The 13,771-nt window shown below is 43.4% G+C and carries 8 protein-coding genes and 1 pseudogene; all 9 read left to right on the top strand.

The window, feature by feature from the left end; genetic code table 11:
* The coding region (locus D8872_RS08410; protein WP_125390608.1) for a GmrSD restriction endonuclease domain-containing protein at nt 1-1,020 on the top strand (1,020 nt) is incomplete at its 5' end.
* A gap of 45 nt (nt 1,021-1,065) precedes the next feature.
* A pseudogene (locus tag D8872_RS08415) lies at nt 1,066-1,350 on the top strand (ComEC/Rec2 family competence protein); the annotation flags it as partial.
* Nucleotides 1,351-1,456: 106 nt separating this feature from the next.
* Nucleotides 1,457-2,485, top strand: a complete 1,029-nt coding sequence (locus tag D8872_RS08420; RefSeq protein WP_125390609.1) for a DUF805 domain-containing protein — start codon at nt 1,457-1,459, stop codon at nt 2,483-2,485.
* Nucleotides 2,486-2,764: 279 nt separating this feature from the next.
* Entirely contained in the window at nt 2,765-3,235 is a 471-nt protein-coding gene (locus D8872_RS08425) for an RNA polymerase sigma factor (RefSeq protein WP_125390610.1), read from the top strand.
* Nucleotides 3,222-4,220 carry an anti sigma factor C-terminal domain-containing protein gene (locus D8872_RS08430; protein ID WP_125390611.1) on the top strand — a complete coding sequence of 333 codons (999 nt, stop codon included), beginning with the start codon at nt 3,222-3,224 and terminating at the stop codon, nt 4,218-4,220. The genes D8872_RS08425 and D8872_RS08430 overlap by 14 nt, the downstream gene beginning before the upstream one ends.
* 122 nt (nt 4,221-4,342) lie before the next feature.
* Entirely contained in the window at nt 4,343-5,539 is a 1,197-nt protein-coding gene (tuf, locus tag D8872_RS08435) for an elongation factor Tu (protein ID WP_005590656.1), read from the top strand.
* A 139-nt stretch (nt 5,540-5,678) separates the two neighbouring features.
* The gene (gene rexB, locus D8872_RS08440; RefSeq protein ID WP_125390612.1) at nt 5,679-8,963 is read left to right on the top strand and encodes an ATP-dependent nuclease subunit B; all 3,285 of its coding nucleotides are present in this window, start codon (nt 5,679-5,681) and stop codon (nt 8,961-8,963) included.
* Nucleotides 8,960-12,631 (top strand): helicase-exonuclease AddAB subunit AddA, encoded by a 3,672-nt coding sequence (gene addA, locus D8872_RS08445; RefSeq protein ID WP_125390613.1) that lies wholly within the window; start codon nt 8,960-8,962, stop codon nt 12,629-12,631. The genes rexB and addA overlap by 4 nt, the downstream gene beginning before the upstream one ends.
* Before the next feature lie 141 nt (nt 12,632-12,772).
* Complete coding sequence (locus D8872_RS08450) at nt 12,773-13,771, top strand: LTA glycolipid anchor biosynthesis glycosyltransferase, IagA/BgsA family (RefSeq protein ID WP_125390614.1); 999 nt, start codon at nt 12,773-12,775, stop codon at nt 13,769-13,771.

Raw genomic sequence — 13,771 nt, forward strand, 5'->3', positions numbered from 1 at the left:
AATACTATATACTCAAAATTCCATGCTGACAACAATGCGAAAGATAAAATTATAGAAAATAAATGGGAAGGGATCAAAAAAACGTTAAGGAGTAGGGATCAAAATGTTGGATTTGCAACGTTTTATAGACATTATTGGATTTCAAAATATTCTAAGGAAACTAATTCAAAATTATACGATTCTTTTAAGAAACACATTAAACATGATAGAAAATCATACGAGATTTTTGTTAATGAGTTGAGTGTTGGAGCTGAAAAATATATGGAAATAGTGCACCCTGTCATTGGTGATTATGACGATAGAAAAGAGTATAATTGGTTAGTTCAGAGTTTGAAATCCATAGAGATGACTTTTAGTGTAACTCAAGCAAGAATAGTATTGTTGTCGTTATTGGAACTAAAATCAAATGATAAAATATCGTCTAAGTGTTTAAAGAAAGCTATAAATTATATAGAAAACTTTATTTTTGCTTATACAGGTATTTTGAAGAATCAAGCAAATATTTATGAGTCTAGATTTTCTCGTTTGGCGATAGAATTACGTAAAAGTCAAGATAAAAGTAATACGAATGAGATACTAGATAAATTTTTATATAAAGCTTTTGAGGATAGATTTCCTAAAAAAGAAGAGTTTGTTTCAGCATTTACTCATCTTAAATTTTCTAAAAAGAACACCCCAACTAACATGATGGCTAAATATGCATTAAATAAAATTTCCTCGCAAATGGATTATCGTGAGGAATTTAGTTTGGATTCATCAATAGAACATATCATTAATGAAGATTCTTCTGATGCGAATACGCTTAATATTGGAAACTTAATATGTTTAGAAGAATCTTTAAATAACCAAGCTGATAGACTAACATTTAAAGAAAAATTAGATATATATAAGAAATCAAAATATAACCAAGTTCAAAAATTCTGCAAAGACAATCTAGATTTTAAAATTGATAGTGTAATGAAAAGATCTCAAAAATTAGGAGAATATTATTATGACAACATTATAATGTCTAATAAATAATTTTAGTAGGCTTCAGTGATTTGTTTGCAAGGTATTTATCCTTACGAAAATGGCGAAGCTACCTTGATGCGGAGTTTTCCGCAACTCAAGGTGGATGTCTTAAAAGCAGGATACCACGGTTCTAAAGGATCCTCTAGCCCAGAATTTTTACATCAGCTTCAGCCCAAAATTGCCCTTATTTCTGCCGGTAAGAATAACCGCTACAAGCATCCTCATCAGGAAACTCTGGACAGATTTGAGAACATTCAAACACAGATTTTCCGAACAGATGAACAAGGAGCTATTCGCTTCAGCGGCTGGGGTTCATGGGAAATCGAAACGGTAAAGTAACCCCTGTTTCCTTGCTCTGAGAGTGAGCCAGGATTAACTTACCTTGATTTCGAGCTAAAATTATGATACAATGATTCTTGTTAATAAAAATTTAGAGGAGATTTCTATGTTTTCTGCTTATAAAAAATTTTGGACTCGTTATGCAGACTTTAGTGGTCGTTCAAGTCGTTCGGATTACTGGTGGGTTGTCCTATGTAATTTTTTGATTACCCTACCATTTTCGTTGATTGCCTTTTTCGGCTTCCTCATTCCACTTTTTAGTGAAATTTATTATGCGGGATTGTACGATTATGAACCTGATTTATCTGGAGCTATGGCTGGCGCTGGTTTGGCTGTATTCATAATGTTCCTACTTACCATTTATTGGCTTGCAACAATCGTTCCTTATCTTGCCATCACTGTTCGTCGTCTTCGTGATGCTGGCTTCCATTGGGCGTTTATTTTTCTCGCTGTAGGACCATGGATAGCTTCCATCGTTCCAGTTTTGAATATCCTAGCTGCTTTAGTCAGCTTACCATGTGGTATTGCCATGATCGTTCTCCTTTGCCAAGCTAGCAAACCAGCTCAGCAAGTTAAAGGGGCTCCTTATGGTCAACAAGGATTCCAAGGTCAGCAATTTGGTCAAGCTCAACAACCAGTTCAAAACCAACAGTTTGCTCAGCCTGGATTCCAAGGGCAACAACAGCCGACACAAAATCAACAATTTGGTCAAGTTCAACAGCAAGCTCAAAACGAACAGTTTAGTCAGCCTGTTAACCAAGGACAACCATTTGGCCAAGCACAACAACCGGTTCAAAACCAACCATTCGGTCAGCCTGCTAGCCAAAGTCAACCATTTGCTCAGCAAGAAGCACCAACTCAGACCCCAGAGTTTGCTCAGCCTCAACAACCTTTTGGGCAAAATTCAGTGAACCAGCCAACTCAACCGTTTGCTGCTAGCCAAGCCCAAAGCCAAGAGCCAACTCAATCAGCATTCTCAACTTCAGTTTCACAATCTGCAGAACCAGTTTCTTCAGTAGAAACTCAGCAGTCTCAGACTGAAACAGTAGAACAAACTCTTGCAACTGCTTCTGATGAAGTAAAGGCTTCTGAACAAATCACTAACTCAGAGTCAAACTCTCAAGAAAATCTATAATGTATCAACCCTAGATAGTTTCCACCTATCTAGGGTTTCTTTGTCATGTTTAAAAATTTTGTAACCAAAATAACTTTCGATTCGTTATACTAGTAGAAAGGGGGATAAATAGAAAAGTATTAAATAGAGAAAAGCAGTTTCAAATGAGAAGTAGTAGCTGCGAGCTTTGGATTAGAAAGGCTTTTTTGTTATTCTTTTTAAAGAAGTGCAAATAATTAGAGATTTTAAGAGAAGTTGTAGGGAGGTGAGATTATCAAACTAGATAAATACGAAAACATCTTGATCGGCTTTGCTCGAGAGATTGTCTTCTACTTGCAAAAGTCAGGAGCTTCTAAGGTCGAGGCAGAAGATGTGGTGCAGGATGTTTTTGTCAAAATGTTAGAGACTGATCTGGTCATCCCGGCAGAGAAGATGCGAGCTTGGATGTATCGGGTTTCCATCCGCCGCTATATCGATCGCTATAGGCGCGATCAGCATTATCTAGAAATTTTGCAAAAGGAATTTTTTAAACAAGATGTGATTCAACCATTTGAAAACGACCATTATGAGTTGTTAAGGTCGACGATAGAAGAGCTCCCAACTAAGGAAGCAATGCTTCTAGATCTTTATTATTTCCAAAATTTTACAGTAAAGGAAATCGCTCAAATTATGTCGTATTCTGTAAGTAAAGTGAAAGTGCAACTCATGCGTAGCCGAATTAAGCTCCGCCATAAATTGGAAAAGAAAGGATATAAAAATGGAAACATTTGAAATTTTAGCGAAGAAAAGTAAAAGAAAACGACTTTGGAAGACAGTTGCCATCAGTAGTCTTGTCTCCTTAGCTTTATTGCTTTTACTAGGAAAGGGATTGATAGAATTAGCCTCGAGTAATGGTCGAAATTTGCAGAAAGAGTACGAAGTTATGTCGGAAATCGCCTACCCTAATGTTGACTATGACAGTCTTTACTACACTCAAAATTCTTTGTTTTCAGGAACCTTACATTCTGATCGTTTCAAAGATTTAGATGGAGTGAAGGTGGCTTATCCTTCCTATGAGGGAAACTATTCTCTCATAGGTGCTTTTAAAGATACGACTGCGGAAGGGACTTATTTGTCTCCCTCAGGGACCTATACGCGAACCTTGCGTCAAAAATATCCGGTCTTCTATAATATCAATGCTAAAGGGACAAAGGATAGTAATTCTATACCTAAGGAGTTGGCTTCTGTCAAAGAAATGCCAAATCAATTGGTGGAAGTAGCTTTGACTTTTGATAAAGCTTATACCTATAAGGAAATCCAGCAGATGATACCGAACAACCTCAAAATCAACTGGTACTGGATTGGCAGTCAGTCAGAAGATGTTGACAATACTGGGGCATTGCGCACTGATCCTAAGACGACTTACGGAGCTAACGCTGGTCTTCTCTTTACTTATGACTTAGATTTTAGGAAGAAGGCAAAAGAGGCTAAGAAAGAGCAGCAGACTTTCTTGGATTATCTGAAAAAGGCAGATAAAAATCTTTTCCCAAGTGTTAGTGGATACAACACATACAATGATGTGGAGTCCTATCTCAAGAAATTTGGTCAGCTAGATATTCGTGAAGCAGAAAATCGGGATCAATTAACTTTCTCTGGCGTCATCTTGACAGGAAAAGCTGAAAATTTCGCTCAATTAGAAGGAAAAGAGTGGATTTATGCTTCGAGTATCGGTGCTTCCGTTCCCAATCAGCCTTACTATAAGCTCGATAAGGAATAATTGACAAAAAATGTGTAAAAGGCTTGCATTTTCAGTAAAATTTGATAAAATAGTAAGGAAAGTTAGACTGTATTGCCTACTGTCTATCTATAAAATATATTTTATTGGAGGCTTTTACTCAAATGGCAAAAGAAAAATACGATCGTAGTAAACCACACGTTAACATTGGTACTATCGGACACGTTGACCACGGTAAAACTACTTTGACAGCAGCTATCACAACTGTACTGGCACGTCGCTTGCCTTCATCAGTTAACCAACCAAAAGACTATGCGTCTATCGATGCTGCTCCAGAAGAACGCGAACGCGGTATCACTATCAACACTGCGCACGTTGAGTACGAAACTGAAAAACGTCACTACGCTCACATCGACGCTCCAGGACACGCGGACTACGTTAAAAACATGATCACTGGTGCCGCTCAAATGGACGGAGCTATCCTTGTAGTAGCTTCAACTGACGGACCAATGCCACAAACTCGTGAGCACATCCTTCTTTCACGTCAGGTTGGTGTTAAACACCTTATCGTCTTCATGAACAAGATCGACTTGGTTGATGACGAAGAATTGCTTGAATTGGTAGAAATGGAAATCCGTGACCTCTTGTCAGAATACGACTTCCCAGGTGACGATCTTCCAGTTATCCAAGGTTCAGCTCTTAAAGCTCTTGAAGGTGATACTAAGTACGAAGACATCATCATGGAATTGATGAACACTGTTGATGAGTACATCCCAGAACCAGAACGTGATACTGACAAACCTCTTCTTCTTCCAGTCGAAGACGTATTCTCAATCACTGGTCGTGGTACAGTTGCTTCAGGACGTATCGACCGTGGTACTGTTCGTGTCAACGATGAAATCGAAATCGTTGGTATCAAAGAAGAAATCCAAAAAGCAGTTGTTACTGGTGTTGAAATGTTCCGTAAACAACTTGACGAAGGTCTTGCAGGGGACAACGTAGGTGTGCTTCTTCGTGGTATCCAACGTGATGAAATCGAACGTGGTCAAGTTATCGCTAAACCAGGTTCAATCAACCCACACACTAAATTCAAGGGTGAAGTTTACATCCTTACTAAAGAAGAAGGTGGACGTCACACTCCATTCTTCAACAACTACCGTCCACAGTTCTACTTCCGTACAACTGACGTTACAGGTTCAATCGAACTTCCAGCAGGTACTGAAATGGTAATGCCTGGTGATAACGTAACTATCGACGTTGAGTTGATCCACCCAATCGCCGTTGAACAAGGTACTACTTTCTCTATCCGTGAAGGTGGACGTACTGTTGGTTCAGGTATGGTTACTGAAATCGAAGCTTAATTCGATTTCGTTCCCAGATAACAATTATAAAATCAGACACGAAAAGTCTCGCTTTGGCGAGGCTTTTTCTTTTAGACAAAGCCTTTTTGTCGCAAACATGATATAATAATTCTATATTTTGTTGTTGAAAAGAGACGGTATGAAATTACTTTATACGGACATCCGCAGTCCTTTGACAGCACATTTGGCTAAGCAAGCTCAAGACTTGGCAGCGGCTGGCAAGCGGGTCTTTTATATAGCGCCCAACTCCCTTTCTTTTGAAAAGGAGCGAGCAGTTTTGGAGGCATTGGAAAATCACGCGTCCTTTGACATCACGGTGACGCGTTTTGCCCAGATGGCTCGCTATTTTGTCCTCAATGATGTTCAGGAAGGACAGCCCTTGGATGATATTGGGCTGGGCATGTTATTTTATCGGATTTTATCGGAAATGGATGACCGGGAGCTCAAGGTTTATGGACGGATCAAGAAAGATGCACAATTTATCCAGCAACTGCTAGACCTTTATCATGAGCTTCAGACAGCCCATATGACTTTTGCGGATTTGAACTATCTAGAAGAGCCAGAGAAGCGCGAGGATTTGCTCAAGATTTTCACTGCTTTTTCTGCTGCTCTTCAGGCGGGAAATTATGATGCGACCTCTAAACTCACGATTTTTGCCCAGCATATTCTAGCTGGAGATTTGGATGGGGAATTGGCTAATCTTGCACTGGTTATTGACGGATTTACCCGCTTCTCAGCAGAGGAGGAATATCTAGTAGATTTGCTGCATCGCAAGGGAGTGGAGATTGTTATTGGAGTTTATGCCAGTCAAAAAGCCTACCGGGCAGCCTTTCGTGAGGGCAATCTTTACCAGGCTAGCGTGGAATTTTTGCTCAAGCTGGCTCAAACTTATGAGGTCAAGCCAGTGTATCTAGCGGGAGATTCGATTCAGTCGGATGGTGCCTTTGGTAAGATTTCCAAGATTTTAGAGAGTCGCTATGACTTTTCTGAAACGCATGTGGAATTGACCGAAGATGACCGCTCTCATGTAGAGATTTGGTCGGTTCGTAATCAAAAAGAAGAACTGGAATATGTGGCCAAGTCCATCCGTCAGCGGCTCCATGATGGCGCTCGCTACAAGGATATCCGGCTGCTTTTGGGTGATGTGGAGGCCTACCAGCTCCAGCTGAAGACCATTTTTGACCAGTATCAGATTCCCTTTTATTTGGGGCGTTCTGAATCCATGGCTCAGCATCCTTTGGTCCAATTTTTAGAGTCACTGGAACGCTTGAAACGCTATAATTTTCAGACAGAAGATTTACTCAATCTTTTAAAAACTGGCCTTTATGGTAGCTTGGGTCAGGAGGAGCTGGATAGTTTTGAACAGTACCTTCGCTTTGCGGAAATTAAAGGAGCGGCCAAGCTGGGGAGAGATTTCACTATTAACCGTCAGGAGAAATTTGACCTGAAGCGGCTCAATGTCATGCGTCGGAGCCTTATCACGCCACTGTTAGACTTTTTTAAATCACGCAGTCAGACAGCGACTGGTCTCTTGGCTAAATTTACCAACTTTATCAAAGAAGTTCGCTTGGATGCCAATCTGACTGGTCTGCTGGAAGGTGCAAGCCAGCAAGAAGTAGAGCGGCAGGAGGAAGTCTGGAAGACCTTTTGCCATGTCTTAGAGCAGCTTGCGCAGGTGTTTAATGGTAGCAAGCTGAAGATAGATGATTTTCTGGCTCTGATTCTGTCTGGCATGCTTCTGGCCAAGTACCGAGTTGTACCAGCGACAGTGGACGTGGTGACAGTTCAGTCCTATGATTTGATTGAGCCCATGGCTGCGCCTTATGTCTATGCTATCGGATTGACGCAGGAGCGCTTGCCTAAGTTAGCGCAAAATAAAAGTCTACTCAGTGACGAGGAACGTCAGGCCTTAAACCAAGCAACGGGGGACGAGGCCGAGTTGCAGGTAGCTAGCAGTGAAAATCTCAAGAAAAATCGCTTTGCAGCGCTATCTTTGCTTAATTCAGCGACAGAAGATTTGGTCCTGTCTGCTCCTGTCTTGACCAATGAAGTAGAAGATGCCATGTCTTCCTATTTGACGGAGTTGGAAATAGCGCCTATTTCCCTGCCCATCATCAGCAAGCGGCCACAGGCTAGTAGCGACGATATTGGGACTTATCGGGCTCTGTTGGCGCGCGTGATTGACCTCTATCAGGAGGATATTGACCGCGAATGGACACCGGAGGAGCAGACCTTCTGGGCAGTGGCCATCCGAGTTTTGCGTAAGAAATTGGTAGCTGAAGGGATTTCTATTCCCCAGATCAGCAAGGAGTTGAAAACGGAGCCTCTCAAGTCGGAAACCCTCCAAGCACTTTATCCTTCAGAGCAGCCTTTGAAACTGTCAGCTTCTGCCCTCAATGAATATTTTAAAAACCAGTATGCCTATTTCCTTAAGTATGTCCTGCGATTGCAGGAGGAGTGGACAATTCAGCCGGATGCGCGCAGTCACGGGATTTTCCTCCACCGAATCTTTGAAAAGGTTATGCAGGAGCACTTGGAGCAGGACTTCGACACTCGCTTGCAGCGCGCTATGGAGCAGACTAGCTGGGAGGATGAGTTTGAAGCGGTCTATGGAGAAAATGGGGAGACCCAGTTTGCCCTCCGTTTGCTATTGGACACAGCTCAGGCTACTGGCCGTATCTTGGCTCAGTCGGATGGGCTGGAGGTCATCGGCGAGGAAACTGACTTTGGTCATGATCGGCCTTTCTTGCTTTTGGACAATGGCAGAGCTCTTCAGGTGAGCGGCAAGGTGGACCGGATTGATCGGCTGACGGAGACGGGGAGTCTGGGTGTTGTGGATTACAAGTCGGGCGATACCAAATTCAGCTTTGAGAAGTTCTTTAATGGGCTTAATTCTCAGCTGCCGACCTACCTAGCAGCTATCCGAGAAATGCCAGAATACCACGAGGACAAGGGAATTTTTGGCGCCATGTACCTACAGATGACGGAGCCCCTAGCCAGCCTCAAGGACACCAAGGCACTGGACGAAGCTGTGAAACAAGTCATGAAAAGTCAGGTTTACAAAGGCCTCTTTTTGGCTGATCAGGCCAAGGACTTGAGTGCTAACTACGAGAAAAGCAAGGTCAATCTGCTAACTAAGGAAGAATTGGAAGTGATTTTGGCTTATAATACCTATCTCTATCAGCAAGCAGCAGAAGGTATTTTAGCTGGTCGTTTTGCCATCAATCCTTATACAGAAAATGGCCGTAGTATTGCCCCCTACGTGGACCAGTTTAAGGCCATTACAGGATTTGAAGCCAATCTCCATCTGGGGCAGGCTAGACAGCTGACCAAGTTAAATCTAGAGCAGTACGAAAAACGGCCGACAGGCGAGAAGCTGCGTCAAGCCTGGCTAGAAAAAATCAAGGAGGAGTTGGACAAATGAGACGGATTCCCTTTTTAAGCGAGCAGGATATCCTAGTCAAGCAGGCTGAGGAAGTTGCCTCTGACAAGCCACAAAAGCGCACACCAGAGCAGATCCAGGCCATCTACTCCTCTGGTCAGAATATTCTCGTTTCGGCTTCGGCTGGCTCTGGTAAGACCTATGTTATGGTTCAACGGATTATTGACCAGATTCTCAGAGGTGTGGAGGTCAGCCAACTCTTCATCTCTACCTTTACTGTCAAGGCGGCAGGTGAGCTCAAGGAACGGCTGGAGAAGGAGCTGAGTCTGGTACTCAAGGAGACTTCAGATCAGGAACTCCGCCAGCATCTAGCTCAGCAGTTGGCTGAGATTGCCAATGCGGATATTGGCACCATGGACGCTTTTACCCAGAAAGTAGTCAATAAGTACGGCTATTTGCTGGGGCTAGCACCGCATTTTCGGATTTTACAGTCGGCCAGTGAGCAGCTTATTTTACAAAATGAAGTCTTTGACCAGCTATTTGATGCCTATTATGACAGTGGCCAGCAGGAATTGTTCAGTCGCTTGGTCAAAAATTTCACTGGTAAGCGCAAGGACATTGCTGGTTTCCGCCAGCAGATTTATAGTATTTATAGCTTTCTCCAGTCTACCAGCAATCCGCGGAAATGGTTGGAGGAAACCTTTCTTCTAGGCTATGAAACCAGTGATTTTGGAGCAGAGCGGGAGCGAATATTCTCTGGAGCTAGGCAATCTTTACTGGATTTGGAAGATTTTTTCCAGAGCCATCTGGCTCATGAAGGTCAGGCCTTTGCTGGGGCTAAGTATCAGGAAAATGTTCAGGCGGCCTTAGATATCTTGGCTGAGCTGACAGAACAGACTGGATCTGAGCAGTTGCTAGACCTGATTCAGCGCTTTTTAGAATTAGCCAAGACCTCTAACCATCAGGCTTTTACTGCCCGAGTTGGTAAGAATGCGGACGAACTTAAAAAAGAGCTGGCTCAGACCTATAATGAAGCCCGCAAACCCTTGATAGAGCGAATTAAAGAGCTGGATGTCCGCCTCTATCATCTGAATTTTATGGAGCAGCATCAGGCTGAATCTCTTCCCCTACTGGATTTGTTACGCGATTTTGTCCGAGATTTCTCGCAGGCTTATTTGGAGCGTAAGGTGGCGGAAAACGCCTTTGAATTTGGCGATATCAGCCATTTTGCTATTGAGATTTTAGAAAATTATCCAGAGGTGCGGCGTTTTTATCAGGACAAGTATCATGAGGTCATGGTCGATGAGTACCAAGATACCAACCATACTCAGGAGCGAATGTTGGAATTGCTGGCTCAAGGAAATAATCGCTTTATGGTCGGCGACATTAAGCAGTCCATCTATCGATTTCGTCAGGCCGATCCGCAGATTTTTAACGATAAATTTAAACTCTACCAGGCTGATCCTAGTCAGGGCAAGCTGATCATCCTCAAGGAAAATTTCCGCAGTCACATCGAGGTGCTGGAAGCGACCAATGATGTCTTTAAACGGCTTATGGACGAGGAAGTCGGCGAGATTGACTACAATGAGACCCACTATTTGGTGGCGGGAAATCCAGCCAAACGGGAGCCTAACCCAGCCAATCAGGCGGAATTTCTGCTCTATGACGGTAGCGCTGATAGCGAAGAAGAGGATTCTGACCAAGGTATGCCCAGCATTTCAGCTGGTGAAGTCGCCTTGGTAATCAAGGAAATCATCCGTCTTCATAATCAGGAAGGGGTGGATTTCAAGGATATTACCTTGCTGACAGCTTCGAGGACCCGCAATGATCTGATTTTGGCAGAGTTTGACCGGCATCATATCCCGATTGTGCCTGATGATGGCGAGACCAATTACCTCCAGTCGGTAGAGGTTATGGTGATGCTGGATACCTTGCGGACCATTAACAATCCTCTCAATGACTATGCCCTGACCGCTCTCCTAAAGTCTCCAATGTTTGACTTTGATGAGGATGAATTGGCTCGGCTAGCCTTGCAAGCCTCCAGTACCAAGTCTATGGAAAATCTCTACGAAAAGCTGAGGAATGCTCTGGCTGATCAAGGTCTGGAACCTCAGCTCATCCATGATGAATTGCGTAAGAAACTGCAACATTTCCAGGAAACGCTGGATGACTGGCGAAGCTATTCCAAGACCCATTCTCTCTATGATTTAATCTGGAAGATTTATCAGGATCGTTTTTACTACGATATGGTGGGGGCTTTGCCCAACGGCGAACAGCGTCAGGCTAATCTCTATGCCCTGTCCTTGCGGGCCAACGACTATGAAAAGTCGAGTTTTAAAGGCCTGTCCCGCTTTATCAGCATGATTGACCGGATTTTGAAAAATGAGCACGATTTGGCCAGTGTACCTCTGGCTGCTCCAAAAAATGCGGTCCAGCTAATGACCATCCATAAGAGTAAGGGGCTGGAGTTTAAGTATGTCTTTCTACTCAATATGGACAAGGCCTTCAATCGTCAGGATAGCAGCTCTGCAATTATCCTCAGCCGACAAAAGGGTATTGGAATCAAATATGTAGCCGATGTGGCCGTTGAGGCTCAGGATCCTCATGCGCCCAAGCAGATCCGCATTTCCATGGAGACCCTACCTTATCAGCAGAATGCCGAAGAACTCAAGCTGGCGAGCCTGTCTGAGCAGATGCGTCTGCTCTATGTGGCCATGACGCGGGCTGAAACCAAGCTCTATCTGGTCGGAAAGGGCAAGCAAGCTAAGCTCCAAGAGCGCAAGTGGGGGACTAGCCAAAATGGTCGCTTATCTAGCAGTCTCCGAAGTCTGCTGACCAATTTTCAGGATTGGCTCTATGCTATCCAGTCAGTGTTTGAAAAGGAAAATCTGGCTTATAAAACCTGCTTTGTAACTGATCAGGAGCTGACAGATGAGCAGATTGGAGTAGTGGAGCAGGCTGATCCTATTCCAGTAGATGATTTGACGGGCAACCGTCAGTCAGAAGATATCCGCCGAGCTCTGGATATCTTGGAGAATGTAGACCGGCTCAACAGCCTCTATCAAGCGGCTATTGAATTGCCTAGTGTCCGTACGCCTAGTCAAATCAAGAAGTTCTATGAGCCGGTTATGGACTCAGAAGGGCTAGACATTATGGATGCGCCTCCAAGCTATCAGCCCCAGCTGACTTTTGATTTGCCTGATTTTGGTAAGAAGAAGCAAATCACAGGATCTCAAATCGGTTCTGCTGTCCATGAGCTCATGCAGCGGATTCCGTTGGATCAGCCTGTTACTAAGACTAGCATTCGCCAAGCCTTGACTCAGGTTCAGGTAGATGCGGCAGTTAAGAAAGAGATTGATTTGGCTAAGATTGAAGCTTTTTTCGCTACAGAACTGGGTCAGCTAATCCAGCAGGAGGTCAATCATCTCCATAGGGAAGCACCTTTTGCCATGCTCAAGCAAGATCCGGCTAGCGGTCAAGACTTTGTCGTTCGGGGAATCTTAGACGGCTACTTGCTCTTTGATGATCGTATTGTCCTCTTTGACTATAAGACTGATCGCTATCATGAGCCGACAGAGTTGGTGGATCGCTACCGAGCTCAGCTGGATCTCTATGCTGAAGCACTCAGTCGTTCCTATGGTCTTAGCCAAGTAGACAAGTATTTGATTCTACTAGGAGGGACTGAATTACAGGTGGTCAAGGTGGACTAGTCTGCTTGGGGAATAATTAAAGTTCTAGCAAGAAAGGATATTACTAAGGGAAATGCTTGGCGGAAGACTAGGTACATGAATTAAGTACTAATCTTCCCTTGGCGTTTCCTTTTTTTGCTTCTTTTGGGTATAATAGAAGATATGAAAGTATTACTATATCTAGAAGGAAAGTCTGTTTTAGAAAAATCAGGCATCGGCCGCGCCTTGCAGCATCAAATGCATGCACTGGATCTGGCAGGAATTCCTTATACCACAGATGTTTTAGGAGATTATGATGTCGTGCACATCAATACTTACGGACCTCGTAGCTTGCTTCTTCTCCATGCAGCTAAGCGGAGAGGCAAAAAAGTGATCATGCACGGACATTCGACCAAAGAAGACTTTGAAAATTCTTTTATTGGATCCAATCTTTTTGCACCTTTGTTTGGCAAATATCTAGCACACATGTATAAAATGGCGGACTTCATCATTACTCCGTCTGAGTATTCAAAAAAATTGATTGAGTCCTACGGTGTGACGACGCCCATTATGGCTGTCTCAAACGGCATTGACCTTTCGAAATACAAGAAAGATGAACGCAAGGAAGAAGTCTTTAAAAAACATTTTCAGATTGCAGATGGGCAGAAAGTCGTAATTTGTGCGGGCCTTTATTTCAGACGAAAAGGAATCGAAGACTTTGTCGAAGTGGCTCGCAGAATGCCAGATGTCCGCTTTATCTGGCTCGGTTCTATCAATCTCTGGCTTATTCCGCGCAAGATTCGAGATCTTGTCCTCTATAATCATCCAGAAAACGTGGAATTTCCGGGTTATTTCAAAGGCGCAGTCTTCCAAGGAGCCATGTCAGGCAGTGACGCCTTCTTTTTCCCGTCTTATGAAGAGACTGAAGGGATTGTGGTCTTAGAAGCACTAGCCAGCGGCCAACACGTAGTTCTGCGTGATATTCCTGTTTATAATGGCTGGATTGATGAGGAGTCGGCGGAGCTTTGTCATAATGTAGATGAGTTTGTCGAATCGCTTCGTAAGATTCTTGACGGAAAAGTGGACAAACGTGAAGCAGGTTATCGCGTTGCGGAGAGTCGCTCTATTGATGATGTAGCGCTTCAATTAGTCAAGGCTTACCAAACAGTTTTGGAGATGTGA

The sequence above is a fragment of the Streptococcus cristatus genome (genome assembly GCF_003943815.1).
GTDB lineage: Bacteria > Bacillota > Bacilli > Lactobacillales > Streptococcaceae > Streptococcus > Streptococcus cristatus_F.